General features: G+C 70.5%; 25 protein-coding genes. 17 read left to right on the top strand and 8 right to left on the bottom strand.

Going from position 1 to position 25,525, the window contains the following annotated elements:
• Window positions 1-7: 7 nt before the first annotated feature.
• Complete coding sequence (locus tag ACLQ21_RS06010; RefSeq protein WP_425662339.1) at window positions 8-1,087, bottom strand: ADP-ribosylglycohydrolase family protein; 1,080 nt, start codon at window positions 1,085-1,087, stop codon at window positions 8-10.
• 61 nt (window positions 1,088-1,148) lie between these two features.
• On the opposite strand from ACLQ21_RS06010, the gene ACLQ21_RS06005 reads away from it, so the two are divergent.
• Entirely contained in the window at window positions 1,149-1,901 is a 753-nt protein-coding gene (locus ACLQ21_RS06005; protein WP_425662338.1) for a GntR family transcriptional regulator, read from the top strand.
• 12 nt (window positions 1,902-1,913) lie between these two features.
• Here ACLQ21_RS06005 and speB read toward each other — a convergent pair whose 3' ends face one another.
• Complete coding sequence (speB, locus tag ACLQ21_RS06000) at window positions 1,914-2,858, bottom strand: agmatinase (protein ID WP_425662337.1); 945 nt, start codon at window positions 2,856-2,858, stop codon at window positions 1,914-1,916.
• A gap of 34 nt (window positions 2,859-2,892) precedes the next feature.
• The gene (locus ACLQ21_RS05995) at window positions 2,893-3,699 is read right to left on the bottom strand and encodes a nitrilase-related carbon-nitrogen hydrolase (protein WP_425662336.1); all 807 of its coding nucleotides are present in this window, start codon (window positions 3,697-3,699) and stop codon (window positions 2,893-2,895) included.
• 158 nt (window positions 3,700-3,857) lie between these two features.
• Between ACLQ21_RS05995 and ACLQ21_RS05990 the strand changes: the two genes are divergently transcribed.
• The 5 genes from ACLQ21_RS05990 to ACLQ21_RS05970 all read left to right on the top strand — a co-directional run bounded on the left by ACLQ21_RS05990 (window position 3,858) and on the right by ACLQ21_RS05970 (window position 9,175).
• A complete protein-coding gene (locus ACLQ21_RS05990; RefSeq protein ID WP_425662335.1) occupies window positions 3,858-4,097 on the top strand; it encodes a hypothetical protein in 240 nt (79 codons plus the stop codon).
• Window positions 4,094-5,521: a purine-cytosine permease family protein gene (locus ACLQ21_RS05985; protein WP_425662334.1), complete on the top strand. Its 1,428-nt coding sequence runs from the start codon at window positions 4,094-4,096 to the stop codon at window positions 5,519-5,521. The genes ACLQ21_RS05990 and ACLQ21_RS05985 overlap by 4 nt, the downstream gene beginning before the upstream one ends.
• Before the next feature lies 1 nt (window position 5,522).
• Window positions 5,523-6,614 carry an alcohol dehydrogenase catalytic domain-containing protein gene (locus tag ACLQ21_RS05980; protein ID WP_425662333.1) on the top strand — a complete coding sequence of 364 codons (1,092 nt, stop codon included), beginning with the start codon at window positions 5,523-5,525 and terminating at the stop codon, window positions 6,612-6,614.
• A 25-nt stretch (window positions 6,615-6,639) separates the two neighbouring features.
• Window positions 6,640-7,275: a TetR/AcrR family transcriptional regulator gene (locus ACLQ21_RS05975; RefSeq protein ID WP_425662332.1), complete on the top strand. Its 636-nt coding sequence runs from the start codon at window positions 6,640-6,642 to the stop codon at window positions 7,273-7,275.
• A 376-nt stretch (window positions 7,276-7,651) separates the two neighbouring features.
• On the top strand, window positions 7,652-9,175 hold the full coding sequence (locus tag ACLQ21_RS05970) for an exonuclease domain-containing protein (protein ID WP_425662331.1): 1,524 nt from the start codon (window positions 7,652-7,654) through the stop codon (window positions 9,173-9,175).
• Between the two features lie 51 nt (window positions 9,176-9,226).
• Here the strand turns inward: ACLQ21_RS05970 and ACLQ21_RS05965 are convergent, their stop codons facing one another.
• Window positions 9,227-9,538 (bottom strand): putative quinol monooxygenase, encoded by a 312-nt coding sequence (locus ACLQ21_RS05965; RefSeq protein ID WP_425662330.1) that lies wholly within the window; start codon window positions 9,536-9,538, stop codon window positions 9,227-9,229.
• Window positions 9,539-9,621: 83 nt separating this feature from the next.
• On the opposite strand from ACLQ21_RS05965, the gene ACLQ21_RS05960 reads away from it, so the two are divergent.
• Window positions 9,622-13,041 carry a TM0106 family RecB-like putative nuclease gene (locus tag ACLQ21_RS05960; protein ID WP_425662329.1) on the top strand — a complete coding sequence of 1,140 codons (3,420 nt, stop codon included), beginning with the start codon at window positions 9,622-9,624 and terminating at the stop codon, window positions 13,039-13,041.
• A 43-nt stretch (window positions 13,042-13,084) separates the two neighbouring features.
• Here ACLQ21_RS05960 and ACLQ21_RS05955 read toward each other — a convergent pair whose 3' ends face one another.
• Window positions 13,085-14,158: a LacI family DNA-binding transcriptional regulator gene (locus ACLQ21_RS05955; protein ID WP_425662328.1), complete on the bottom strand. Its 1,074-nt coding sequence runs from the start codon at window positions 14,156-14,158 to the stop codon at window positions 13,085-13,087.
• A gap of 158 nt (window positions 14,159-14,316) precedes the next feature.
• Here ACLQ21_RS05955 and ACLQ21_RS05950 point away from each other — a divergent pair, with 158 nt between their 5' ends.
• From ACLQ21_RS05950 to ACLQ21_RS05925, 6 genes are all read left to right on the top strand, one after another.
• The gene (locus ACLQ21_RS05950) at window positions 14,317-15,168 is read left to right on the top strand and encodes an ABC transporter substrate-binding protein (RefSeq protein WP_425662327.1); all 852 of its coding nucleotides are present in this window, start codon (window positions 14,317-14,319) and stop codon (window positions 15,166-15,168) included.
• Between the two features lie 69 nt (window positions 15,169-15,237).
• Complete coding sequence (locus ACLQ21_RS05945) at window positions 15,238-16,026, top strand: amino acid ABC transporter permease (protein WP_425662326.1); 789 nt, start codon at window positions 15,238-15,240, stop codon at window positions 16,024-16,026.
• A complete protein-coding gene (locus tag ACLQ21_RS05940; RefSeq protein WP_425662325.1) occupies window positions 16,023-16,793 on the top strand; it encodes an amino acid ABC transporter ATP-binding protein in 771 nt (256 codons plus the stop codon). Before ACLQ21_RS05945 ends, ACLQ21_RS05940 begins: the two co-directional genes overlap by 4 nt.
• A complete protein-coding gene (locus ACLQ21_RS05935; RefSeq protein ID WP_425662324.1) occupies window positions 16,793-17,845 on the top strand; it encodes a Gfo/Idh/MocA family protein in 1,053 nt (350 codons plus the stop codon). The genes ACLQ21_RS05940 and ACLQ21_RS05935 overlap by 1 nt, the downstream gene beginning before the upstream one ends.
• Before the next feature lie 30 nt (window positions 17,846-17,875).
• Window positions 17,876-19,045 (top strand): NAD(P)/FAD-dependent oxidoreductase, encoded by a 1,170-nt coding sequence (locus tag ACLQ21_RS05930; RefSeq protein ID WP_425662323.1) that lies wholly within the window; start codon window positions 17,876-17,878, stop codon window positions 19,043-19,045.
• Between the two features lie 200 nt (window positions 19,046-19,245).
• Complete coding sequence (locus ACLQ21_RS05925) at window positions 19,246-19,644, top strand: GlcG/HbpS family heme-binding protein (protein ID WP_425662322.1); 399 nt, start codon at window positions 19,246-19,248, stop codon at window positions 19,642-19,644.
• Window positions 19,645-19,743: 99 nt separating this feature from the next.
• Here the strand turns inward: ACLQ21_RS05925 and ACLQ21_RS05920 are convergent, their stop codons facing one another.
• Window positions 19,744-20,487 carry a pyrimidine reductase family protein gene (locus tag ACLQ21_RS05920; RefSeq protein ID WP_425662321.1) on the bottom strand — a complete coding sequence of 248 codons (744 nt, stop codon included), beginning with the start codon at window positions 20,485-20,487 and terminating at the stop codon, window positions 19,744-19,746.
• Between the two features lie 27 nt (window positions 20,488-20,514).
• Window positions 20,515-21,705: an NAD(P)/FAD-dependent oxidoreductase gene (locus tag ACLQ21_RS05915; RefSeq protein ID WP_425662320.1), complete on the bottom strand. Its 1,191-nt coding sequence runs from the start codon at window positions 21,703-21,705 to the stop codon at window positions 20,515-20,517.
• Between the two features lie 150 nt (window positions 21,706-21,855).
• On the opposite strand from ACLQ21_RS05915, the gene ACLQ21_RS05910 reads away from it, so the two are divergent.
• Window positions 21,856-22,356, top strand: coding sequence for a hypothetical protein (locus tag ACLQ21_RS05910; protein ID WP_425662319.1), 501 nt, complete (start codon window positions 21,856-21,858; stop codon window positions 22,354-22,356).
• Between the two features lie 57 nt (window positions 22,357-22,413).
• Window positions 22,414-23,142 (top strand): HNH endonuclease family protein, encoded by a 729-nt coding sequence (locus ACLQ21_RS05905; RefSeq protein WP_425662318.1) that lies wholly within the window; start codon window positions 22,414-22,416, stop codon window positions 23,140-23,142.
• A 43-nt stretch (window positions 23,143-23,185) separates the two neighbouring features.
• On the opposite strand, the gene ACLQ21_RS05900 is transcribed toward ACLQ21_RS05905, so the two are convergent.
• Window positions 23,186-23,554 carry a hypothetical protein gene (locus ACLQ21_RS05900; RefSeq protein ID WP_425662317.1) on the bottom strand — a complete coding sequence of 123 codons (369 nt, stop codon included), beginning with the start codon at window positions 23,552-23,554 and terminating at the stop codon, window positions 23,186-23,188.
• Between the two features lie 258 nt (window positions 23,555-23,812).
• On the opposite strand from ACLQ21_RS05900, the gene ACLQ21_RS05895 reads away from it, so the two are divergent.
• Window positions 23,813-24,247, top strand: coding sequence for a hypothetical protein (locus ACLQ21_RS05895; protein ID WP_425662316.1), 435 nt, complete (start codon window positions 23,813-23,815; stop codon window positions 24,245-24,247).
• Between the two features lie 175 nt (window positions 24,248-24,422).
• Entirely contained in the window at window positions 24,423-25,382 is a 960-nt protein-coding gene (locus ACLQ21_RS05890; RefSeq protein ID WP_425662315.1) for a hypothetical protein, read from the top strand.
• Window positions 25,383-25,525 lie beyond the last annotated feature (143 nt).

Here is a 25,525-nt window from a genome sequence, read left to right as displayed (position 1 = left end):
TTACTGGCTAGATGCGCTCGCGCGCCACTCGGGCCACGCGCGCTGCGAGGCCTTCAATGTCGAGATCGTTCTCTTCCACGATCCGGTCGTATGCCCACGCGGGAACGCGGGACATCCCGCTGAACGCGCCGGCGATCGCGCCCGCCATGCAGGCCACGGTGTCGGAGTCGTCGCCAATGTTGGCGGCGGCGACCACGGTGAGCCACGGATCCCCGCCGGCGGCCACGAAGCATCCGATCGCGGCAGGCACGGCTTCGGCCGCATGCAGGCCCGAGCCCACGGTGTCGGCGATCTCGGCGACTGCGCTGTCAAGGCCGTCGCTCGCGATGGCGATGGCGACTGCAGTGCCGATTCGAGCGTAGACGCTCGCTCCGGCGGAGTCACGGCCATCCCTGCCACCGATCTCGGCGCCCCGCAGCGCCCCTTCGCGTGCGGCGCGCACGACGTCGATGATCGTCGCGTCATCGCGAAGCGCGATCGCCACCGCGGCAGCGATCGCGCCGGCGCCGGCGACGCCGACGTTGGTGAAGTGACTCGGGCGGCAGGTGGTGGCCGCGGCCTCGACCGCCTGCTCGATGGATCCGGGGTTCACGAGGCCGGCCGGAGCAACGCGCATCGCGCCTCCGTTGCTCGTGCCCATCGTCGTCTCGCGACCCTCGGCGCCGATCGTCTCCGGGTCCGCGCCTGCGCGAAGCGCTTCGACGGCTCGACGGGTGCTCGGTCCCGCGAAGTGCGGGAAGAACGCCGGGTCGCTGGCCCACGTCACGACCATGTCCGCGACGGCCGCCGCGGTGACCTCGCCCCCGCCCTCGACGAAGCGCTCGGCCAGCATCATCATCTGGCTCGAGTCGTCGGTGATCTGGCCCGCGCGGCGGCCCTTGGCGTAGGGCGAGTCCTGCGGCGGCTCGAAGAAGGTCTCGACGCGCCCGCCGAAGAGCTCCTGTATCTCTCGAATGCTGCGTTGCTCGGTCGGTGCGCCGAGCGCATCGCCGATCGCAGCGGTCGCCAGGGACGCGTGGATGCGATCCTCCAGTGACGCGAATCTCTGCGGCTCTCCGTCGAGCCGCTCAGCAACGGGCTGCTGCATCGTCGCTACCTTTCCCTTGAGCGGTGCCGGGTACATCCCCGCAGTTCGGAAGAGTACATACTTGTACCAACAAGAGCAACACTTGTTGGCACAACCTGGAGGTGGCAGCATGAGCACGGCGTATCAGCGAGTTGCCGACTCCCTGCGTGAACGCATCCGATCCGGCGAGCTCGCGCCAGGGAGCAGGCTTCCGAGCGAGCACGCACTGATGGCGGCGCACGGAGTGTCGCGCAACACGGTGCGTCAAGCGCTCGCCGACCTGCAGCACAGCAACCTTGTCGACCGACAGCAGGGCCGCGGCACGTTCGTCGCGGTCCAGGGGGTCTCGCACGTGCTCGGGGACCTGCGCAGCTTCACGGAAACGCTGCTCGATCTGGGTGTGCGGCCCGGCATCACCGGCATCCGCATCGACGTCGACGAGGAGCCGCCCGCGGAGGCTGCAGAGTTCCTGCCCGGGAGTCGCATCTGGCTGGTCGAACGCATCAGGACGGCCGACGGGCAGCCCTTCTGCCGCATGCAGTCGTGGGTGCCGGACGCGCTGGCGGCCGCCATCACGCCGGCCGCTCTGCAGAAGACGCAGTCCCTCTACGCCGTCATGCGCGAGAGCCTCGGCGCGACGCCCCGGGAGGCGACCGAGATCATCCGAGCAGAGGCAGCCAGCGCCGAGGATGCCCGCCTACTCAACGTCTCGCGCGGCACGCCGCTGCTGTCGATGTACCGCTGGACCCGCGACGCCAGCGGTCGCGCGGTGGAGTACGTGCGAAGCTCGTCACCCGGAGACCGCTACCAGTACGTGATCAAGCTCCAGCAGTAGCGACCGCGCCCGTCAGCTGCCGCGCGGTGCCATCGCCGAGATGAGCTCGTAGATCGCGTGGCTCGCGGCGACCGCCGTCATCTGCGCGTGGTCGTACGCCGGCGCGACCTCGACGACGTCGGCGCCGACGATGTCGAGGTGCGCCATCGCGCGCAGGATGCGCAGCAGCTCGCGGCTCGTGAGGCCGCCGGCCTCGGGCGTCCCCGTGCCGGGCGCGTGCGAGGGGTCGAGCACGTCGATGTCGATCGAGATGTAGACCTTGGCATCGCCGACCCGCTCGAGCAGCCGGTCGATGGCCACCTGGACGCCATGCTCCTCGATCTCGACGGAGGTGATGGGCGTGAACCCGAGGCGCGCGTCGTCGACCAGGTCCTGCTGGTCGTAGAGCGGCCCGCGGATGCCGACGTGCGCGCTCGCGGTGAGGTCGATGAGGCCCTCCTCGCTCGCGCGGCGGAAGGGTGTGCCGTGCGTGATCGGCGCGCCGAAGTAGGTGTCCCAGGTGTCGAGGTGGGCGTCGAAGTGCACGACGGCGACGGGACCGTGGATGGCGTGGGTCGCGCGCAGCAGCGGGAGCGCGATCGTGTGGTCGCCGCCGATCGTGACGAGTCGCGTGCCGCTCTGGGTGAGCGCGCGGGCGTGCGCCTCGATGTCGGCGATGGCCTCGTCGATCGAGAACGGGTTGACGGCCATGTCGCCCGCGTCGACGACCTGCTGGCTGCCGAACGGCGCGACCTGCTGCGCCGGGTTCCAGGGGCGGAGGAGTCGGCTGATCTCGCGCACGTGGCTCGGGCCGAAACGGGCACCCGGTCGGAAGCTGACGCCGCTGTCGAACGGCACGCCCACGATCGCGATGTCGGCGTGCTCGACCTCGTCGATGCGGGGCAGCCGGGCGAAGGTGGCGATGCCCGCGAAGCGGGGCACGCGGCTGGCGTCGACGGGTCCGATGGGATCGGTCATGGGTGGCTCCTTGCCTCGGTCGGATACCTGGTCATCAGCCGCGGGGAAGGTCGGCGACGTAGGTGTTGATCGAGCGCGCTCGCTCGATCGCGGTGACGGGCACGCGCACCACGGCCACGCCGGGCTCGTCCCCGAGCAGCACGGCGTTGTGCCCGAACGGCGTCGCGATGCAGCTGCGGCCCGTGAAGCCCTCGCCGCACTGGTTGGCGTAGGCGATCACCACGCCGTTCTCCAACGCCCGGGCGGGCACCTGCAGCGTCGAGATCTGGGTCGCGGAGTAGTGCCACGCGTCACCGAGCGCCTCGATGCCCTCCTCCGCCGTCGGCACGGCTGTCGGCACCAGCAGGATGTCGGCGCCTGCGATCGAGAGGGAGCGCGCGAACTCAGGGAACTCGACGTCGTAGCAGACGCCCACGCCCCAGCTCGTCTCGCGCCACTCGACCGGCTCGCCGTAGGCCTCGGCCGGCGTCATCCACTGCTGCTCCACGCCGCCGAAGAGGTGGCGCTTGTGGACGCGCGAGAGCTCCTCGCCGTCGGGTGAGAAGAGCGACGCGGCGATGTGATGCGCGTCGCCCACGGAGTCGACAGAGGATGCCGCGAGCGCGATCCGGTGCTCCCGGGCCAGCGCCGCGAGCGCCGCGCGGATCGCCTCGCCATCGTGTCGCCACGCACGGTCCGGCGCGTAGCCGGTCGCGAACAGCTCTGGCGTCACCACGACGTCGGCGCCCTGCTGCGCGGCCTCCGCGACCAGCCCGGTGAGGGTCGCGAGGTTCTGGTCGACGTCGTCGACGACGGCCGCCGCCTGGGCGACCGCGATCGCATGCGTCAGGTCATCGCTCATGCATCCATCCTCATCCACGATCGTGCGACTCGGGCCGCCGGACCTGCTCGATGTTGACGAGCGGGCCCGCTATGCCTCAGTATGACGCTAAACCAAATCCGATTGGGTTTAGCGTCGCGACGTCGGCGCGGTCCCGCTGTACGGCGAAGGAGCCGACGATGACCCCCACTCCCCAGACGCAGACCGGCGGGGCTCCCGCCTCGTCGTTCGAGAGCGAGCTGATCGCCGCCGGCAAGGACCCGGTCGTGGCGGCGGAGCTCGAGCGCCGCATCCAGATCATCGAGCGCGACGAGCTGCACGACGAGTCGCGCCAGCCCTTCTCCGCCCGCGAGATGACCGTCTACGTGGCGGTCTCGGTCGTCGCCGTCGTCATCGGCGCCCTGGTCGTGGTGCTGTGAGCGCCCGTCCGCCCGCCGCGGAGCCGGTGCTCGCCAACGAGCATGTCTTCGGCACCCTCCCGCTGCTGAAGCAGGAGCGCAGCTGGAGCGCCCTCGACTTCACCTGGGTCAACACCGCCCTCGCGATCGCGACCTGGGCCTTCCTCGTCGGAGGGTCGACGGCGCTGCTCGTCGGGTTCGAGGCCGGCGTCGCCGCGATGCTCATCGGCAACGCGATCGGCCTGTGCTTCATGGTGCTCGCCTCAGTCGTCGCCTCCCAGCGCTGGGGCTCGGAGCAGTACATGCTGCTGCGTGGCGCGTTCGGCGTCGTCGGCGTCGGCGCGATCGTCTTCACGGTCATCCTCATCACCGAGATGGGCTGGTCGTCGCTGCTCGCCGTCATGGCCGGCCGCGCGACGAGCCAGGTGGCCTCCACCATGGCGGGCGTCGACCTCGGCCAGTACGGGCCGGTCGTCACGATCGGCGGCCTCGTCGCGATCGCGATCGCCTGGTGGGTGCTCTCGCGCGGTCCCGTCACCATCGGCCGCTTCAACGCGATCATCGCGCCGGGGCTCGCCGTCATCACCGTCGTGATGATGGTGTTCCTCGTGGTGAACACGACGTGGGATGCCCTGCTTACCGCCTCGCCGATCGCGCCCTTCGAGGACGAGACGCTCAACTTCATGGTCGCCGTCGAGTTCAACGTGGGCGTCGGCGTCTCCTGGTACCCGGTGATGGGCTCGCTGGCCCGCATGACCCGCACCCGGAAGGCGGCGGTCTGGCCTGCCTACGGCGGCCTGCTCATCGCCACGCTCATCGCACAGGTCGTCGGCATGGCCGCGGCGCTCACGCTCGGCGACTCCGACCCGACCGTCTGGATGGTGCCCTTCGGCGGCGCAGTGCTCGGCGTCGCGGTGCTCATCTTCATCGCCTTCGCCAACATCACCTCGATGTCGTCGATCGTCTACTCGACGATCCTCGCCCTGCGGCAGTCCTCGGGCGGGCTGCTCGCGAAGGTGCCGTGGAAGGTGCTGACGGCGTCGTTCTTCGTGCTGCCCGCGATCATGACGTTCTTCCCGCAGTTCATGTACGAGCAGTTCATGATCTTCGTGTCGGTCTCCGGGGCCTTCCTCACCGCGCTGTGCGGCGTCGCCCTCGCCGACTACTTCATCGTCCGTCGGCAGCGCATCGACCTGCGCGAGATGCACCTCGCGCAACGGGGCACGCTCTACGCCTACCCGGCTGGCGTCAACTGGGCCGGCATCGTCGCACTGCTGCTGGGCGCCGTGTTCTACCTGTGGCTCTACAACCCGATCACGCTCGAGACGCAGGCGGCGTTCTCGGTGATCACCGCGAGCCTGCCCGCGGCGATCGTCGCCGCGGTCGCGTACCTGCTGCTCACCCGTCTGCTCCACCCGAGGCGCACCTTCCGGAAGGCCGACTGACATGACGACCACCCGAGCAGCCGTCTTCGACGGCAACCCGGCCCTCGACATCCGTGAGGTCACGCTCCGCGACCCGGGCCCCGGTGAGGTGCTGGTGCGCATCGGCGCGTCGGGCGTGTGCGGCTCCGACCGGCACGTGCTCGACGGCGACTGGGAGATGCCCCGGCCCACGATCATGGGCCACGAGGGCGCCGGCGTCGTCGAGGCGGTCGGCGAGGGCGTGCGCAGCCTCGAGCCAGGCGACCACGTGATCATGACCTGGTTCTATCCGTGCGGCGTCTGCACGAGCTGCCGTGAGGGCCGCACCTGGGTGTGCACGGGCTCCGGCTCAGAGGCGTGCGTGCTGCCGGATGGGTCGACGCCGATGACGCTGGACGGCGCGACCGCCTACCCGTACCTCGCGGTCGGCTCGATGAGCGAGCGCGTCGTCGTCGCCGAGCAGGCAGCCATCAAGGTGCCCAAGGAGGTGCCGTTCGACGTGGCGGCGCTCATCGGCTGCTCGATCGCGACCGGGTTCGGCGCGGTCGTGAACGACGCGCAGCTGAAGGCGGGCCGCTCGGCGCTCGTGATCGGCGCCGGCGGCGTGGGCATCAGCATCATCATGGGGCTCGTGCTCGCCGGCGCGAGTCCGATCATCGTCGCGGACGTCACGGATGCGTCGCTCGAGCTGGCGGGCGAGTTCGGCGCGACGCACACGGTGCGGTCGGATGCGTCGCTGCCCGACAAGGTGCGTGAGCTGGTGCCCGAGGGCGTCGACTTCGCCTTCGAGGCGATCGGCCGCCCAGACACGATCGCCATCATGCCTGCGACGCTCAAGCGCGGCGGCACCGCGGTGATCGTCGGGCTGCCGCCCCAGGACCGGCCGGTGCCGATCGACGCGCTCGCGCTCGCCGAGGAGGGCAAGTCGCTGCTCGGATCGAACTACGGCGCGACCGTGCCGGCGCGCGACTTCCCGATGCTCGCGCAGCTCTACCTCGACGGCCGGCTGCCGATCGACCGGCTCATCACCAACCGGGTCTCGCTCGACGAGGTGAACGACGCCTTCGACCTCATGCGGTCGGGCGCCCGCGGGCGAAGCGTCATCATGTTCTGAAGCCCCCGCAACCGAACGGAGCCTCGTGGCCAGGCCGAAGCACAGCATCCTCTCCCCGAAGCTCATCGCGGGGGCTGCGCTTCGGCTGGTCGCGAAGCACGGCGACTTCACGATCCCCGGCGTGGCAGCGGCGCTCGACGTGCACCCGTCGTCGCTGTACCACCACCTGCCGGGCGGACGGCTGGCGATCGTGCATCGCATGCGCGAGGAGCTCTACGCCGACATCGACCTGGGGCCCTCGCTCGACACCACGGCCGCTCCCCTCGATCGACTGCGGCTCTGGATGCGGGCGTACCGCGCAGCGACAGCTCGGGTGCCCGCGGTGGTGCCGGTGCTGGTCGGGGCGCCGGTCGAGGACCTGCGCACGCTCGAGATCTACGAGGCGCTCTTCGTCATCCTGCGGGATGCGGGCGTGCCGGTCGAGCAGCGCGTGGCGTGCTCGGCGATGGTCGACGCGGTCGCGCTTGGGTCGGCGATCGACGCTGGTTCGCCTGTGCCGCTGTGGCGCATCGATGGCTACGAACTGCCGGAGCTGCGCGCGGTGGGCTCCCTCGGCGATGACGAGCAGCGCGCGCCTGCGGGGTTCGAGCTCGGCGTCGAGGCGGTCGTCGCAGCGGTCGCGCGGATCGCGGCTGGCGAGTCGGTCTCCGCGAACCGCTGACCGCGCATCGGCGCATCGACCGCATCCACGGCGGGCGGCGATTCAGCCACTCGGGCAATAGCAGAGGCCGCACGGCGCAGACGCCGGGCGGAAGCCTCTTCCTGAGCGACCTCGCCGATGCCGCTCTGGGCCTGGCACAAGCGAGCGACTGCAGCTGTGTCGATCTCTCCAAGACGCTGCGGGAACGTGAGGCTGTGATCCGCCGGCATTCCCGGGTCAAGCGGCGCATGTCGACGATTGCTGCCAATATGTGAGGATCTGTCGCAGACCAGGGAGGCTTCGCATGGGCCAAAGACGCCGCTCTTTTTGGCAGCGCGTCAGCGATTGGCTGACGGGACCCGGCGCGCCCGCGGGGGTCGAGCGAGACGCGGCCGTCATGCCGTCGCGAGTCGGCGACATCGGTGCGAGCAGCGCTACCAACGGCACGCCCGCCTTCGCTGTCATCGACGTAGAGACCACCGGGCTATCCCCACGGAGTCATCGCATTCTGGAGCTCGCGATCGTTCGTGTCGACCTGCACGGCAGCGTGGTCGACGAGTGGACGCACCGGTTCAATCCGGACGGCCCCGTCGGAGCGACGCACATCCACGGAATCACGGACGCCGACGTACGACACTCGCCGCGATTCCACGAACTTGCGCCGCACATCTTTGATCTGGTGCAGGGCGTCCCTCTCGTGGCGCACAACGCGCGGTTCGACGTCTCATTCCTAGAGGGCGAGTTCGCGAGCGCAGGGCTCGCACTGGCAGCCGCCGACACGATCTGCACGCTCGAGGCGAGCCACCTCCATCTTCCACAGCTCGCCCGACGACGTCTACTCGACTGCTGCGAGGCGGTCGGCGTTCGGCTTGAGAACGCGCACTCCGCGCTCGGTGACGCGCGCGCCACCGCCGGACTCCTTCATCACTACCTCCAGCTTGTCGACGGCGACCATGGTGCGCTCGTGTCCAACCGACCGCGACGCGCAACCTCGGGCCCGAAGTCGCGGGGCGGCACCGCGCGCGAGATCGAGTTCGCTCGCATCCGCGCGGCGCAGCGCAAGCTCCCGCGAGTCCCCCTGCTGAGCCGGATCACTGCACCGAACCTCCTCGAGGTCGTGGAGGAGGGCGCCCCCGCGGGCATGGCGACGTATCTGGAGTCGGTCCTGCGGGCGCTCGAGGACGGCTTGTTGAGCGGCGACGAGCGGGCCGAGCTCGCAGAGGTCGCCGACTTGTTCGACCTCAGCGAAGGAGACCGGGACGCAGCGCACCGAGCGCTCCTGCTCGGGGCCGCACACCGTGCCGTCGAGGACGGCACTGTCTCGCGTGATGAGCGACAGCAGCTGCTCTCGCTCGCAGCTCTTCTCGGACAGCGCGAGCTGCTGGTCGACGGCGTTCTGGACGAAGCACGTGTTGCGCATGAGGACGCGATCACCGCCACCCTCCGACCCTTGCCTCGCGGTTGGAGTCACGGAGACGCCCTGCGGGTCGGGGATCGGATCGCGTTCACCGGATGCGAGGAGCGCTGGCGGGAGCGCATGGAGAGCCGCGCGGCGAAGATGGGCGTTCGCGTGACCTCCGGCGTCTCGCGATTGACGACCATCCTGGTCACGGACGGGTCCGTCGACGGCACGAAAGCGTCGGACGCGCGCGCGCACGGCACACGCATCGTCGATCCTTCGACGTTCGAGCAGCTGTTGGACTGCCTCCAGCCTCGGCTTGAGGCGCCGCGGCAGGACAAGCGCACCGTCACTGCCGCTGCGGCCAGCTCCCCTGAAACCGCGTCGGCATCCGAGACGCTCCTGACGGCCACGGTCGAGCCCTCAGCCGTGCGAGCGTGGGCACGCGCCCAAGGCATCGCCGTGGCAGATCGCGGTCGACTGTCACACGAGCTGACCGAGGCATACAGGCGAGCTCATTGAGGGATACACGCGACCAAGCGCCAGGATCAGACAGGGCCGATTGCGGTCCGCTCAGCCGATGACGCCGTCGCCCTCGTACCCGACGACCTCCCGGCTCTCGAGCATCGGGATGATCTGCATCTTGCCGATGGACAGGAAGTGCGCGCTCTCGCGGTGCGCCGTGAACGCCTCGGCGTCCCTGTACACCTCGACGATCGTGAAGACGTTCGGTCGCTCGAGATCCCGAGCGACCGTGTAGGAGATGTTGCCCTCCTCCTTCCGGCTCTCCTCGGCCAGGTATGGCAACCGCTCGGCGACACGATCGGCGGCTTCGGGTTTGGCGGTGTAGGTCGCGATCGCGACGTAGTGATTGGAAGCGGTCATGGTCTGAGGCTACGCACGCGCACCCTCGGCGTCGCCGTGTCACCCGCCCTCCGTAGGCTCGAGCTGCCGCCAAGGAGACGACGATGATCCTCGAGAACGACAACGTGCTGCTCACCGCCAGCGACCTGACGCGTGCCAGCACGTGCGAGTGGCAGGTGCTCACCGCGCTCGACGCCCGGCTGAAACGACGCGAGCCGGTGCCGCAGGAGACCGACGCGATGCTCGAGCGCACGGCCAGGCTCGGCGATCGTCACGAGGAGGCGCTGCTCGCCGAGCTGCGCACCCGCACCGAGGTCGTCGAGATCCCGAAGCCGTCCCTCGACGCCGAGGCTCGCTCGCTCGCCGTCGCGCGCACGCAGCAGGCGGTCGACGCGCGCGCCGGCGCCATCTTCCAGGCGGCGTTCGAGGGCGAGCGCTTCTTCGGCTACGCCGACTTCATCGAGCTCGACGACGAGGGTCGCTACGTCGTCTCCGACGCGAAGCTGGCGCGCCGCGCCAAGGTGACGGCGCTGCTGCAGCTTGCCGCGTACGCGCGGGCGCTCCGCACGATGGGCGTGCCAGTGGCCGACGAGGTGCGCCTCCTGCTGGGCGACGGCACCGTGAGCGTGCACCAGCTGCGCGACGTCGAGCCGGTGCTACTCGAGCGGCGCGCCCGGCTCGAGCGCATCGTCGACGAGCGGCTCGCCGCCGACAGCGCGCTCGTGTGGGGCGCCGACGGCATCCTCGCGTGCGGCCAGTGCGCGGCATGCGCCGAGCAGATCGCGCTGCATGACGACGTCTTCCAGGTCGCGGGCATGCGCAAGCAGCAGCGCGCCCGGCTGCGTGCGGCGGGCATCGAGACGATGACGCAGCTCGCGGAGGCCCCGCTCGGACCGAAGGGGATGGCGGAGGCAACCTTCGCGGCCCTGCAGCGGCAGGCGAGGGCGCAGCTGCGCTCGCGCGACGCACCCGCCGTGAGCGTCGACGTCGTCGATGACGCCGCCATCCGCGACCTGCCGCCGCCCTCGCCGGGCGACCTGTTCTTCGACTTCGAGGGCGACCCGCTCTGGCAGCACGGCGACACCTGGGGGCTCGACTACCTCTTCGGCGTGCGCGACGCCGAAGGCGAGTTCACGCCCTTCTGGGCGCACACGCTGCAGGAGGAGAAGCAGGCGCTCATCGACTTCCTCGCGTACGTCGATGAGCGTCGACAGCGGCATCCCGACCTGCACATCTACCACTACGCCTCGTACGAGCGCACGCACCTGCTGAGCCTCGCCGCCCGGCACGGCGTCGGCGAGGAGCAGATCGACGACCTGCTGCGCGCGGGCGTGCTCGTCGACCTCTACCCGGTCGTGAAGCGATCGCTCGTGGTCGGCAGCCCGAGCTACTCGCTCAAGAAGCTCGAGCCGCTGTACATGCCCGGCGAGCGGATGGGTGAGGTCACGAACGCGGCCGACTCCATTGTGTGGTTCCAGCAGGCCACCGAGCTGCGCGAGGCCGGCGACGCCGACGAGGCCACGGCGCTCTTCAAGCAGATCGAGGACTACAACGCGTACGACGTCGAGTCGACCCACCGGCTGCGCGACTGGCTGCTCGACCTGGTCCCGGAGCCTGCGGCGGCGCCGACGGGCGACGCCACGCCGCCGGAGGGGCTCTCGCTCGAGCGGGCCGAGGTCATCGCCGCGCGCGAGGCGCTCGTCGAGCGGCTGCTCGCGCCGGCCGGCGACGACCCCGCGCAGCGCTCGCCCGACGAGATGGCGCTCGCGCTCGCGGCGGCCGCCGTCGGCTACCACGCCCGCGAGCGCAAGTCGTTCTGGTGGGAGCACTTCGAGCGGCTCGACAAGCCGCTCGACGACTGGCGCGACCAGAAGGACGTGATCACGGTCGACGAGGTGCTCGAGGTCGGGCCGTGGGAGCAGGCGAAGCAGAGCCTCGTGCGCCGGGTGCGCTTCCGCGGCACCGTCGCGCCCGGCACGCGGCTCTCCGACGAGACGACGCAGCAGTTCGCGGTCTACGAGCCGCCGCATGTCGCGGCCGAGGGTCCACCGGCGTGGCGCTCGACGCATACGAAGACGACGCTGACGCTCGACGAGGATGTGTTCGAGCTGGTCGAGAGCGCCGGTCGGCACGGCACGGCCGTCCCGTGGGACGCGACGCCCATCGCCCTCGCGCCGGCTCAGCCGCCGAATAGCGCGCCGCTCGAGCAGTCGATCGAGCGCTGGGCGGACGCGGTGGCCGCCGCAATCGAAGGCCCGGGTGACCTCGCGGACGCCCTGCCCACCGACGCCTCGCTCGACGTGCTGCGGCGTCGGGCACCGGCGCGGCTCGCGGAAGTCGTCGACGACGGCACGACCGACGCGATCGTGCGCTCGCTCGCCGAGCTCGACGCATCCTTCGTCGCCGTGCAGGGCCCGCCCGGCACCGGGAAGACCTACACGGGCGCCCGCGTCATCGCCGAGCTCGTGCGCACGGGCTGGCGGATCGGGGTGGTCGCGCAGTCTCATGCGACGGTCGAGCACATGCTCGACGGCGTCGTCGAGGCGGGCGTGCCGGCCGATCGGGTGGTGAAGAAGCCGCGCGAGGGCGACACGGGCGAGCATCCGTGGACGGCCGTGAAGGACGCATCCGATGCGCTCGGCGGCGAGCCTGGTGTCTTGGGCGGCACGGCGTGGGCGTTCGCCGGGCATGCGAACAAGGGCTTCCCGCCGCTCGACCTGCTGGTGATCGACGAAGCCGGGCAGTTCTCGCTCGCGAACACCATCGCGGCGGGGCGCGCCGCGCGACGGCTGCTGCTCATCGGTGACCCGCAGCAGCTGCCGCAGGTCAGCCAGGGCACGCACCCGGCGCCGGTCGACGGGTCGGCGCTCGGCTGGCTGTGCGACGGGGCCGCAGTCATCCCGGAGCGCTTCGGCTACTTCCTCGGCACCTCGTGGCGGATGCATCCGGAGCTGTGCGCTGCGGTGTCCGATCTCGCGTACGACGGGCGGCTGGGCGCGCACGACTCCGAACGCCGGCTCGCGGGCATCGAGCCGGGCCTGAAGCCGGTGGAGGTGCAGCACGCGGGCAACACCACGCTGTCGGTCGAAGAGGCGGATGCCGTGGTCGGGATCATGCGCGACCTGGTCGGCCGGGAGTGGCACGACGGCACCGCGCAGGGTCGAATCAAGACGCGGCCGCTCGCACCGGGCGACGTGATCGTCGTCGCGCCCTACAACGCGCAGGTCGGGCTGCTGCACGACCGGCTCGCGGCCGCCGGCTACGGGGCGGCATCGGTCGGCACGGTCGATCGCTTCCAGGGGCGGGAGGCGGCGGTCGTGATCGTCTCGATGGCGGCGTCGAGCGCCGTCGACGTGCCGCGCGGGATCGAGTTCCTGCTGTCGGTCAACCGGCTGAACGTCGCCATCTCGCGGGGGCAGTGGTGCGCGTACCTCGTGCACTCGCCCGGGCTGCGCGGGCACTTGCCGCCGACCCCCGAGGGCGTCGCGCAGCTGAGCGCCTTCCTGCGGCTCGTCGGCGAATGACCCGTGCCACGCCGGCCACGGCGCCGCCCGCGGGCCGACCGCGTCAGCCGGCGGGCGGCGCGACCGACTCCCGCTCGATCAGGTGCTGCTTCAGCACGCGCGTCACCGCCGGCCTGCCGTCCCCTCGGATGCGTCGGATCAGCAGCTCCGCCGCCGCGGCTCCGATCTCGTGGATCGGCTGCGCCATGACCGTGATGCCCGGGGTCGCCACACCGGTCCAGTCGGCGTCATCGAACGCCACGAGAGAGACATCGCGCGGGATCTGCAGCCCGAGCTCGCGGACCGCGCGGTAGACGCCGAGCGCGACGAGACTGTCGGAGGCCACGATCGCGGTCGTCCCGGTCCCACCAGTGATGAGCCGCCGCGTGAGCTGCTCGACGCCCTCGCGGCGGGCGTTCAGGTGCACATGAGCCTCGGGGTCGGGCACACCGACCGCGGCGAGCGCATCGAGGAAGCCCTCGACGCGCTCCGCGACCGACGACGAGGAGATGTCGTCGAGGCGCACGACGCCGCCGGGGTGATCGATCGTCGAGATGAACGCGATACGCCGGTGACCCGCGTCGACGAGGAGTGACGTGAGCTCTCGAGCTCCGCTGCGATTGGCGGCGATGACGGTATCCACCTCGACACCGTGCGCCGCACGGTCGAACAGCACCAGCGGGCGCCCGGCGTCGATCACCGTGCGGAGGTTCGTGGTGTCGACCGAAGACGCGGACGCGACGAGCAGCCCGTCGACTCGCTTCGCGAGCTGCACACCGATGGCCTTCGCCTCGATCTCTGAGTCCTCATCGGAGTTCGACAGGATGAGGTCGAAGCCTGCCGCGTTCGCGACGTCGGCTGCTCCACGCGTCGCCTGCGCGAAGAACGGGTTCTCGATGTCGCCGACGACGATGCCGAGCGTGTTCGAGCGGCCGGTGCTCATGGTTCGAGCCAGGGCATTCGGCCGGTACCCGAGCCGGTCGGAGGCCGCGAGCACCCGGTCCCGGACCGCCTCGCTCACCGCCCCGTAGTCGCCGAGCGCGCGCGCCGCCGTCGCCTTCGAGACCCGCGCCGCTGCAGCCACGTCGCTGACCGTGACCTCGCGCCTGCCGTTCGGCGTCATTGCCGGTTCGCTCACCGCTCCTCCGAAGTTCCGTGTTGACGTCTCGCCGTGTCGTAGCGTACTGTCCCATCAAAACCAGTTGAGACCGGTCTCAACGTACTTGAGTGAGACCGGTCTCAGCAACAGGACATCCGATGCAGCACCGACGGCGTTGCACCATCGAGAGGATCACCATGACGTCCCGCAGCACCATCCGCCGCTCCACGATCACCGCTGTGGCGGCCGCGGCCGCCCTCGCCCTCGCGGCCTGCTCCGGAGGGGCCCCGAGCGGGTCCGAGCCGGCCACCGAGGACAACCCCTACGGCCTCATCACCCCCGGTCAGATCCGCGTGGCGAGCCTCGGCGACGCGCGCCCCTACACGTTCACCGACGAGTCCGGCGAGTTCACCGGCTTCGACGTGGAGCTCTTCACCGACGTCGCCGAGCGCATGGGCATCGAGGACGTCGTGTTCACGGGCCAGGACTTCTCGGGCCTGCTCGCCGCGGTGGCGAACGGCCAGTTCGACGTCGGCGTCGCCGCGATCGGCATCACCGAGGAGCGCCAGCAGACGGTCGACTTCTCCGACGGCTACCTCGCCGGATACCTCACCGTGATGGGGACGGAGGACGCGGGCATCGCCGAGGAGGCCGACCTCGCCGGCAAGCGCCTCGGCGTCGTGCAGGGCACGCTGCAGGAGGCGTACGCGGTCGAGCACTTCACCGAGACCGAGCTGGTGCGCTTCCCTGACAACAACGCCGCCATCTCCGCGGTGAACAGCGGCTCCATCGACGCGCACTTCCTCGACTACGAGGCCGCGAAGGAGTACGCCGAGCAGTACGGGCTCGTGAACTCGATCGACATCCCGTCGTTCGACGCCCCGGCGGGCTTCGCCATCGCGAAGGGCAAGCCCGAGTTCCAGGCCGCGCTCAACGAGGCGCTCGCCGCCGCGATGGAGGACGGCACCTGGAAGGAGCTCTACGAGGAGTGGTTCCCCGGCTCCCCCATGCCGGAGCAGTACCTGCCCTCGAGCGAGCAGACCGAGTAGTCGAACCTTCGATGTCCGGCGCGGCGCGACCGCGCCGCGCCGGACACCCCACACGCAACGGAGCACACCATGGACTGGCTCGACAATCTCATCAAGACCTTCCTCGACTTCGAGGCCATGTGGCTGGTCTTCCCCCAGCTGCTCGGCGTCGGGCTCGTGAACACCCTGGTCATCTCGATCGCGGCGACCGTCATCGGCGTCGCCCTCGGAATGGTCGTGGCGATCATGGGCATCTCGCCGTCGAAGTGGCTGCGGGTGCCCGCCCGCCTCTACACCGACATCTTCCGCGGACTGCCCGCGATCCTCACCATCCTGCTCATCGGGCAGGGCTTCGCCCGGGTGAGCCAGCAGATCTTCGGTCCCTCGCCGTATCCGCTCGGCATCCTCGCCCTCAGCCTGATCGCGAGCGCCTACATCGGCGAGATCTTCCGCGCCGGCATCCAGAGCGTCGACCGCGGCCAGCTGGAAGCCTGCCGCGCGCTCGGCATGAGCTACGGCGCGGCCATGCGCCTGGTCGTGGTGCCGCAGGGCGTGCGCCGCGTACTGCCGGCGCTCGTGAACCAGTTCATCGCGATCGTGAAGGACTCGAGCCTCGTCTACTTCCTCGGACTGCTCGTGACGGAGCGCGAGCTGTTCCGCGTCGGCCAGGACGCGGCGGTGCTGACCGGCAACCTCTCGCCGCTCGTGCTCGCCGGCCTGTTCTACCTCGTGATTACGGTGCCGCTCACGCACCTCGTGAACTACTTCGACGACCGCTTCCGCACCGGCCGCCGCAAGCCCGCACCGCCGAAGAGCGGACTCGACGAGGTCGAGGACCTCACCCCCAACCCGGCCCTCACCTACGGGAGCAACACGTGACCTACACCACCCCCGTCCCCATCACCGGCGGCCCGCTCTACACCGGCTCCAGCCTGGAGCTGCGTGACCTGACCATGGCGTACGGCGACATCGAGGTGCTCCGCGACGTCAGCCTCGAGGTCGCACCCGGCACGACGACGTGCATCATCGGGCCCTCGGGCTCCGGCAAGTCGACGCTGCTGCGCGGCGTGAACCGCCTGCATGAGCCCAAGTCGGGCGACGTGCTGCTCGCCGGCGAGAGCGTGCTGACGCAGAAGCCCGACGCCGTCCGCAAGCGCATCGGCCTGGTCTTCCAGCACTTCAACCTCTTCCCCGACCACACCGCACTCGAGAACGTCGCCCTGGCGGTGCGTCACGTGAAGGGCCTGTCGAAGGCGGAATCACGGCGCATCGCTGAGGAGCGACTGGCCGAGGTCGGCCTCGCCGAGCGCGCGGATCACCGGCCGCGCGACCTCTCCGGCGGCCAGCAGCAGCGCGTCGCGATCGCCCGCGCGCTCGCCATGGAGCCGGAGGTGATGCTCTTCGACGAGGCCACCAGCGCGCTCGACCCGGAGCTCGTCAAGGGCGTGCTCAACCTGATGGCGCAGCTCGCGCAACGGGGCATGACGATGCTCGTCGTCACCCACGAGATGGGCTTCGCCCGCAAGGTCGCCGACCAGGTCGTGTTCATGGACGAGGGCCGGGTCGTCGAGGCAGGCGCCCCCGGCGACCTCTTCGAGCAGCCCAAGAGCCCGCGCCTCCAGCGCTTCCTCTCCGAGGTGCTGTGATGGCGGCCAGCACCGGTGCACCGATCCGCACCGCCATCATCGGCTACGGCACCTCCGGCCGCATCTTCCATGCGCCGTTCCTGGCGGCCGACGGCGACTACTCGCTCGACGTCATCGTGACCGCGAACGAGGCCCGGCAGTCGGCGGCGGCGGCGCAGCATCCGGGTGCGCGCATCCTGCCCTCGACGGATGCGCTCTGGGCGGAGTCCGGCTCGCTCGACCTCGTGGTGATCGGCTCGCCGAGCGGCACCCACGCCGACCTCGCCCATGCCGCCCTGGACGCCGGCCTCGACGTCGTCGTCGACAAGCCCTTCGCGGCCACTGCGGCGGAGGGCGAGGCGCTCGTCGCGAAGGCCGAGCGGCTCGGTCGGCGCATCACCGTCTTCCAGAACCGTCGGTGGGACGGGGACTTCCAGACGCTCCGCGACCTCATCGCGCAGGGTGAGCTCGGCGAGGTGCGGCGCTTCGAGTCGCGCTTCGAGTGGTGGCAGCCGGAGCCCCGCGCCGGCTGGAAGGGCGAAGCGACCGCAGCCGAAGCCGGCGGCATCCTCTACGACCTGGGCACCCACCTCATCGACCAAGCCATGCAGCTCTTCGGGCCGGTCGAGGAGGTGCACGCCGAGGTGTTCCGCCGGCGCGCGGCGTCAGCAGCGGACGACGACGTCTTCCTCGCGCTGCAGCACGAGTCGGGAGTCACGTCGCACCTGTCCATGAACGCTGTGGCGCCGCTGTTCGGGCCGCGCTTCCACGTGCTCGGGTCGCGCGCCGCGTACACGTCGTGGGGCCTCGACGTGCAGGAGCCGTCGCTCATCGCCGGCGCGCTGCCCAGCGACCCTGGCTTCGGCGAGACGCCGGAGTCGCGCTGGGGCGTGCTCGGCACCGATGGCGACACCCGCCGGGTGCCCACTGCACGCGGTGACTACGGCGGCTTCTACCGCAGCCTCGCCGAGGCGCTGCGCACCGGCGGCCCGCTGCCCGTCGACCCTGCCGACGCCGTCTCGGCGCTCCGCATCATCGAGCAGGCGCACGCCGAGTCGGCCGCCCTGCTCTAGTCACTCCCGGACCAGAAAGCGAACCTCAGCATGACCACCACTCCTCCCTCCCACGTCATCGTCCTCGGCGGCGGCGTGCTCGGCGTGTCGACCGCCGCCCATCTCGCTCGTGCCGGCGTGCGGACCACCCTCGTGACCGCCGGCGCGCTCGCCGACGGCGCATCCGGACGCTCGATCGCCTGGCTCAACTCGTCCGGCGACCGCTCGGCCGCCTACCACTACCTCCGCCTCCTCGCGCTGGACCGGTACCGCACCTGGAGCGCCCGCCACCCGGAGAGCCGCTCATACCTGCGCTTCGACGGTGCGCTGAAGTGGGCCGGTCCCGATGAGAGCTTCGATCAGACGTTCGCGTTCGAGCGGTCAGGCGGCTATGACGCGGTGTGGGTCGCCCGCGAGGACGTCGCGGCGCTCGCGCCCGACGTCGACGCGGACGCCGTCGCCGACGAGGGCGCGATCTTCAACCCTGGCGAGGGCTGGGTGAGCCTCCCCGACCTCATCGCGGCGCTCGTCGAGGAGGCGACCGCGAACGGCACGAGCGTCGTCGAGCAGGCCGGCGACGCACGCGTCGACGTGCAGGATGGCGCTGCTGTCGGCGTGATCCTCGGCGACGGGACGCGACTGGCGGCCGACCGCGTCGTGCTCGCCACGGGCGGGTCCGTGCCTGCGCACCTCGGTGCGCTGGGCGTCACGGTGCCGGATGCGACCCCGACGGCCTTCGTGCTGTTCACCGAGCCCGTCGACCTCGAGGTGAGGACCGTGCTGAACACGCCACGCGTGGCCGTGCGGCCGACGCCGGACGGCCGGCTCGTGCTCGACGCCGACTGGGCCGAGCAGTCGATCGTCGTCGGCGACGACGGCTCCATCACGGTGCCCGAGGCGTCGGTGCAGGGCCTGCTCGACGAGGCGTCGAAGGTGCTCGCCGGCAATCCGCGGCTGACCGCGCAGCGCGTCGCCGCCGGGCTGAAGCCGATCCCGGGCGACGGAGAGCCGGTTGCGGGACGCGTGCCCTCGATCGACGGCCTGTACACGCTCTTCACCCACTCGGGCGCGACGCTCGGCCTGGTGCTCGGCGAGCTGCTCGCCGAGGAGATCGTCACGGGCACGCCGTCGCCAGTGCTCGCGCCCTTCACGCTCGACCGGTTCGGTGCTGACGCCGATTCCGAGGCCGTCGGCACCGGTGCCTGGGCTCCGGTCCGGTAGCTCCGAGCAACGGGACCGCAGCTGAGCGCGGCGGTGGGTCGGGCATCTGCCTGGCCCACCGCCGCGCTCGTATGTGCTCTGCGGTCGGCTCGACCTCGGCACGGCATCGGCCCCTCTGTGAGACTCGAGGGGCGCGACGGTGCCTTCGGGGCCGCTGCGCACCGCGGCGCATCCGTGCGCCACCGAGGAGAGGAAGCACCATGACTGTGAAGCTCGAGGACGCCCGCCGCGTGATCGCGGCCGCCGAGGCCAAGGCCGACCAGATCGGCCAGCCCATGAACATCGCCGTCGTCGACGCAGGCGGCAACCTGGTCGCGCACGTGCGACAGGACGGCGCCTGGATCGGCAGCGTCGACATCTCGATCAGCAAGGCGTGGACGTCACGCGCCTTCGACATCACAACGAAGGACCTGAGCGCCAACGCGCAGCCGACGCAGCAGTTCTTCGGCATCCACACCACGAACGACGGCAAGGTCGCGGTCTTCGCCGGCGGCATCCCGCTTTCGCGTGACGGCGTCGTCGTCGGCGCGGTGGGCGTCAGCGGCGGCTCCGGCGAGCAGGACCACTCGGTCGCCGATGCGGGCGCCTCCGCCTTCTGACTCGCGGATGCGCCGGGGCGGGAGTCGAATCGGCTCCCGCCCCGCGCGTCGTCCGGACGCCGACGCAGCGGCCAGCGCCTGCCCCTGCCCCTCCTCCCGCTACGCCGGGCTCCTGACGTAGCGCAGCAGCAGCTCGCTGCCCGCGCGCAGCACCGACGTGAGCGTCATGTCGGTCGGCACGCCGCGAGCGCCGTGCGCGATGCGCGGGGCATCGCCGCCCTCGAGCGCTGGCGCGAGCGTCAGGCAGAGCTCGTCTACGCCGTCGGCGGCGAGGAACGAGCCGAACAGCCGCGGACCGCCCTCCGCATGGATGCGTGTGAGGCCGCGCGCCGCGAGGTCGTCGCGCAGCCGCACGGGGTCGACGTCGACCGAGCCTGCGGTCACCACGTCGGCGACGTTCGCGAGCGCCGCTCGCCGCTCCTGCGGTGCGCTCTCCACCGTGTAGACGATGGGCCGCACGGGCGCGTCGGAGAGCATCGGTGCCGTGGGATCGAGGTCGAGGCTGCGCGAGACGAGCACGAGCACCGGCTGCGGCGGCAGACCCAGGGCGACCCGCCACGCCGACGACCTCGGGCCGACGAGCGTCGCGCGGTAGCCCTGCGCGCGGGCGGTACCGGCCGCAATGAGCACCGCGTGCGCCGGCCGACGCAGCAGGCCGAAGACCCGCCGGTCGGCGTCGTCGCCGAGGAAGCCTGAGCGGCCCTGCCTCGTCGCCGCGCCGTCGAGCGTGCTGATGAAGTTCATCCGCAGCCAGGTGCGGTCCGCTGGGAAGGCGTACGCCGCGAGCAGGGCCTCGTCGTCGAGGTCTGCCGCCGGCTCGGGCCAGAGGCGGTCGATCGGCATGCGCCGAGGGTCGCTCGTCACCGCTCCTCAGCCCTGGAGCACGGACGCCATCGCACTGGATGCCCCGACCGACGCGCCGCTCGGCCGGGACGTGCCGATGCTCGCGCGGATCGCCTTGCTGGCATCCCAGTCGTTCACCTGCGCAGCGGCCACGACGGTGTCGTCCTTCACCCAGAAGGCACGGAACGCGTCGCCCGCCAGCGCATCCCTCGGACCGTCGATGTCGACGCGGTCGTAGCCCTCGGACGGCACGCTGCCGACGTACTCCATCCCCATGTCGTACTGGTCGGTGAAGAAGTACGGCAGCCGCGTGTAGGGCTCCTCGGCGCCGAGCAAGTTGCGGGCAGCCACCTTCGCCTGCTGCTTCGCCGTGTCCCAGTGCTCCACGCGGATGCGCCGACCCAGCGTCGGGTGGTCGTGGTTGGCGATGTCGCCGATCGCGTAGACGTTCGGGTCGGATGCGCGGAGCGTCGCGTCGACGAGGATGCCGTTGTCGACCGCGAGGCCAGCGGACTCGGCGAGCTCGACCGCGGGCGTGACGCCCACGGCAGCGATCAGCACGTCGGCGTCGGCGAGATCCTCGCGCGTCACCTTGGCGTTCAGCCGCAGATCCACGCCGTGACCGCGGTGCAGGTCGGCGATGACCGTCGCGATCTCTCGGCCGAGCACGCGCAGCAGCGGCAGCTCGGCCGTCTCGAAGACCGTGACCTCGGCACCCAACTGGCGGGCTGCCGACGCGACCTCGAGCCCGATCCAGCCCGCGCCGACGATCACGACCCTCGCGCCGGGCTCGAGCGCCTCCCGCAGTCGCGCGCTGTCGTCGACCGTGCGCAGCGTGAGCATCGGACCGGCGCCCATGTCGAGCTGCCGCGGCACGGCTCCGGTCGCCAGCAGCAGTCGTTCGTAGCCGATCTCCTGCGGCTCTCCCCCGCCCGCGGCCCGGTCCAGTCGCACGACGCGGCGGCCGAGGTCGACGCCCGTGGCGCGAGTGCCGAGACGCAGATCGATCTCGTGCTCCGGGTACCAGGGTCGTGGGTGCACCAGCGCGGCCGCGGCGCCCTCCTTGCCCAGCAGGTAGCCCTTCGACAGCGGGGGGCGCTCGTACGGCAGATGGTGCTCGGCGCCGATCAGCGTGATCGGTCCGTCGTAGCCCTGCCTCCGGAGCTCGGTTGCGGCTGTCGCGCCTGCAAGACCGCCGCCGACGATGACGATGCTCATGATGTGTCCCTCCGTCGAGACCCTCTGTTGGCCCGATTGAACACCCGTCCGGTTCTTTCGTCAATCGATCTGTCTGATAGAAGCCGACTTGCCCCGAGGTGGCGCGCGCGCAAGGCTGACGGGACATGCCCATCGACGAGGAGCACTCGAATGAGCGACGACCACCGCAGCGACGCCGACGCCAACCTGGCCGCGTACCTCAACGAGCACCTGCTCGCATCCGAGGGCGGGGTGCAGGCGTTCAAGGCCGCCGCTCGCACGTTCGAGGGCACCAAGCACGAAGCCTCGCTCATGGCCCTCTCCGACGAGATCGCTCGTGACCGCAAGGACCTCGCCCGGATCATCCAGCAGCTCGGCTACCGGCCGAAGGGCTGGAAGCGCCTGCTGACCGTCGTGCTCCGCGCCGGCGGCGGGGTGAACCCGGTCAACCTGCTCCGCCTGCGTCGCAGCTCCATGGCGCAGCTCGAGCTCGACTTCCTGACCGGCGCGGTGCGCGCGAAGCGGTCGATGTGGGATGCGCTGCTCGAGCTCGCGGAGGCGGACCCGCGTCAGGACCGCAAGCTGCTGCTCTCCCTGCAGCTGCGCGCCGATCAGCAGATCGCCGAGATCCAGCGGATCAGCCGCGAGACGGTGCGCGAGCGCTTCGCGTAGCCGGTGTCGTCGCATCAACTGAACGCAACGCATCCCCGTCGGCGCGCTGCCCGCGGCATGGCGCTGGTCGCCGCCGTCGGAGCACTGCTCGTCGGCTGCAGCCCTGCTGGCGCGACGCCGTCCGAGTCGCGCCCTGCGGCGTCCGCGACCGCCATGCCGCAGCGCACGGTGCAGCCTCCGGAGCGCACCGAGGCACCGGCATTCACCGCGGCGCCTACCCCGCACTCCGACATCCACGGAACCGCGCTGGACCTCCCGCTCATCGACGAGTCGGTCCGGACACCGGCGTACCGACGCGACGACTTCGGCGACGGATGGGTCGACGTCGACCGGAACGGCTGCTCGACCCGGCAGGACGTGCTCCAGCGCGACTTGGAGGGCGAGACGCTCGCGGACGACGGGTGCACGGTGCTGACCGGCTCCCTGCCCTCAGACCCCTACACGGGTGCGACGATCGAGTTCGCCCACGACCGGGTCGGCGGCGATAGCCAGGCGGTGCAGGTCGACCACATCATCAGCCTCTCCGCGGCGCACCGTGGCGGGGCGTGGGCATGGGACTACGTGGAGCGGGTCGCGTTCGCCAACGACCCTGCGACGCTGCTCGCCGTCGACGGCCCGACGAACGCCTCGAAGAGCGACCGCGGCCCCGCCGACTGGATGCCCGAGGATCCCGGCTACTGGTGCGAGTACGCGGCGGACTACACAACCATCGCCGCCGACTACGGCCTCGCCGTCTCGACCGCCGACCGGCGGATGCTCGTCGACGTGCTCGCCGCCTGCGCCTGATCGAGCGCTCCCGTGAGCGGCATGTCATTCGACAGCCGGTGAGTCAGGTCGTCCACCGGGCGAATACGCCAACGTCGTCGACGTAGATCTCAGCCGGAATGGTCCTCCCCGACCGTGTTCGCAGCGGCGTCCACTCTCCGTGAGGCAGGTCGACGAGCCGGAACTTCTCGACTCCCTCCGAGCGGTATGGGGTGCCGATCCATACTTCCGCGGTTGCGCCGTAGTAGTTCATCCACCAATACACGTTGAGCGGATGAAACGTCGAAGTCTGTTCGACTTTGAAGACCCCTTGCTGGTTCGGGATGCTGCCGCCATGGAGCGAGAAGATGTTGAACGCCAGCGGCGAGCCCAATGGAGTGCCACTTGGCCCATCGGTCACACGCGGGGCCTGCCGACGTTTCTTTCCGAACACCTGAACCCCCTCGAGGAGGATTGCGGACCGCTTGCCGAGGGACGATCATACGTATGGTAACTGCCGCAGTGAAGGACTGCCATGGATCGCTTCCCTCGGGCACCGCGAGGACCTGCCGATCGAGCGCCAGTGTCACCGAGGACCGGCTCAGAGGCCGTGCCGTCCGGCTCGGTCTCGCCTGCTCCCGGACATGGGCCTTCAGACCGCGTGCCCGTAGCACCGCGCGCCGATTCGGCACCGCCAACAGCCGACCAGATCGTGACTGCCCGACAGCACTTCCCGCAGATGCTCACCGCCGCTCGCAAGGCCGCGGCCGCAGGTAAGCACGCCGAGGTGACCCGGTTGCTGGCGCCGATCACAGACACGTTCCCGACGGCCGCCGCGCACCCACGGGCGCGCACGCCTGAACTCCCGCAGGCGCTCGAACTGGTCGCAGATCTGCAGTTCCGTGCATACCCGGCGGCTGCGGCCGGATCGTACGAGAAAGCCATCGCGATGTGGACCTTGATGGCTCTCGATCTCGAGGCAGCGGGACGCATGGACAACGCTCGGGCCGTGCGGGCGCGGATCGACCACCTGTCGACGAAGCGCGTCGCCGCCTACCGAACCGGTGCACGCAACCAGGCGCACCTGGACCGACTCATCAGCCAAGACAAGCGGGGACCCGGGCTCGGGTCGATCGGACATGCTTAAGAGGTGACCGGCAATGCCCACTGATTCGTATCGGCCGAAGTGCGGTGCGCACATGATCGAACTGCCGTGCTGGGTATGCCAGAGCGAGAGCAGAGCCACCCAGATGCCCAGCCATATCGCGGGAGGGGCGCAATGGGCGCCCGAGGCCCAGTGGACCACCTCAGAGGCAGCAGCGGTGTCGTTCTCCCCCTGGATCGATCCAGCAGGCTCCGACGCGGGTGCTGACGGGCTCGGGGAGCTACCAGCCAACTGGGACTGGGCGGACGACCCTTCCAGCGGGCGCAGTCTCATCGAGCCCCAGACCGAGGTGTCGCGCGACGCCGGTGAGAGCGCTCGCCTCGACCCTCCTCGTGATCCGGTCGACCTCTCCGTCGGTGAGGACGACCCCGGCCCAGTGCCCGACCGTTGGGTCCGTGTGACGGGCGACGAGCCTCCAGCGGTACGGACTCGAACGCTTGGAGACGACCACGTGCCGCCCGCACCTGCGGTAGCCGAGCAGCCCGGTCCGAGAACTCCAGATGCGACGAGACCGGTCGAGCCGCTGCTCGATCGGTGGGATGGCGCCGACGGGCGCACCGCGGAGGAGCTGGAGAACCTTCGGACAGCGGAATCGATGATGCGCGGCTGCGGATGGGACAGCGACGACGAGCGCGCGTGCTTGGTGTGTTCGACGGTCACTCAGATGTCCGGCTACATATGTGCGACCTGTGTCGCCCAGGACCGCGTCCAAGAGGTCCCGTGGAACGTGAGGGACGTGTCGGTAGCGACCGACTACGGGCAAGCGGGAGCGGTCGATCGGATAGGAGATGGTCTGGAAGGCGACGAGTTCTTCATGCACTCGTTCTTGAAGGTGCACGGGATCGTTGAGAAGCGACGTTCGGACTACAACTCCGCTCTCCTGATGCCGAAGCAGGTCCACAGAAAGCTGTCAGCTCTGCAGCAGCGCGGTAGCCGGCTGAACCCGAAGCGACTGAAGGGCATGTCGATCGACGAGTTCTTCAAGGAGAACATGAAGTGCATGCGAGAAGCGGGCGTCCCTCGGGACGCAGCGCGCCAAGTCATCGCGGACGCTCTCGAACAAGTGCCCGCACTCATCGCACACGGCGTACCGCTCTATGCGAAGGATGGTGATTGAGCCCTCTGACGAGGCGGGCGTCAGCTCGCCGACGCCGCCCGGCCGGGTTGCTTCGCCCACCGCGTCGCTCGCTCCAGTTCGCCGTCGCCGAGCGGCCCCTGTAGCCGTGCATGGGTCGGGTTGCGCGCGTAGCCTGCCCGCGG

It is taken from the genome of Agrococcus sp. DT81.2 (assembly GCF_049844935.1).
Lineage (GTDB): Bacteria > Actinomycetota > Actinomycetes > Actinomycetales > Microbacteriaceae > Agrococcus.
This window is presented reverse-complemented; position numbering and strand designations above follow the sequence as displayed.

Coding starts and splice junctions, on each gene's coding strand:
- ACLQ21_RS05980 (WP_425662333.1), top strand. CDS start 5,523: ATGACGACCACCCGAGCAGCCGTCTTCGACGGCAACCCGGCCCTCGAC.
- ACLQ21_RS05970 (WP_425662331.1), top strand. CDS start 7,652: ATGCCGTCGCGAGTCGGCGACATCGGTGCGAGCAGCGCTACCAACGGC.
- ACLQ21_RS05960 (WP_425662329.1), top strand. CDS start 9,622: ATGATCCTCGAGAACGACAACGTGCTGCTCACCGCCAGCGACCTGACG.
- ACLQ21_RS05930 (WP_425662323.1), top strand. CDS start 17,876: ATGACCACCACTCCTCCCTCCCACGTCATCGTCCTCGGCGGCGGCGTG.
- ACLQ21_RS05995 (WP_425662336.1), bottom strand. CDS start 3,699: ATGAGCGATGACCTGACGCATGCGATCGCGGTCGCCCAGGCGGCGGCC.
- ACLQ21_RS05935 (WP_425662324.1), top strand. CDS start 16,793: ATGGCGGCCAGCACCGGTGCACCGATCCGCACCGCCATCATCGGCTAC.
- ACLQ21_RS05950 (WP_425662327.1), top strand. CDS start 14,317: ATGACGTCCCGCAGCACCATCCGCCGCTCCACGATCACCGCTGTGGCG.
- ACLQ21_RS05915 (WP_425662320.1), bottom strand. CDS start 21,705: ATGAGCATCGTCATCGTCGGCGGCGGTCTTGCAGGCGCGACAGCCGCA.
- ACLQ21_RS06010 (WP_425662339.1), bottom strand. CDS start 1,087: ATGCAGCAGCCCGTTGCTGAGCGGCTCGACGGAGAGCCGCAGAGATTC.
- ACLQ21_RS05965 (WP_425662330.1), bottom strand. CDS start 9,538: ATGACCGCTTCCAATCACTACGTCGCGATCGCGACCTACACCGCCAAA.
- ACLQ21_RS05920 (WP_425662321.1), bottom strand. CDS start 20,487: ATGCCGATCGACCGCCTCTGGCCCGAGCCGGCGGCAGACCTCGACGAC.
- ACLQ21_RS05905 (WP_425662318.1), top strand. CDS start 22,414: ATGGCGCTGGTCGCCGCCGTCGGAGCACTGCTCGTCGGCTGCAGCCCT.
- ACLQ21_RS05910 (WP_425662319.1), top strand. CDS start 21,856: ATGAGCGACGACCACCGCAGCGACGCCGACGCCAACCTGGCCGCGTAC.
- ACLQ21_RS05990 (WP_425662335.1), top strand. CDS start 3,858: ATGACCCCCACTCCCCAGACGCAGACCGGCGGGGCTCCCGCCTCGTCG.
- ACLQ21_RS05945 (WP_425662326.1), top strand. CDS start 15,238: ATGGACTGGCTCGACAATCTCATCAAGACCTTCCTCGACTTCGAGGCC.
- ACLQ21_RS05925 (WP_425662322.1), top strand. CDS start 19,246: ATGACTGTGAAGCTCGAGGACGCCCGCCGCGTGATCGCGGCCGCCGAG.
- speB (WP_425662337.1), bottom strand. CDS start 2,858: ATGACCGATCCCATCGGACCCGTCGACGCCAGCCGCGTGCCCCGCTTC.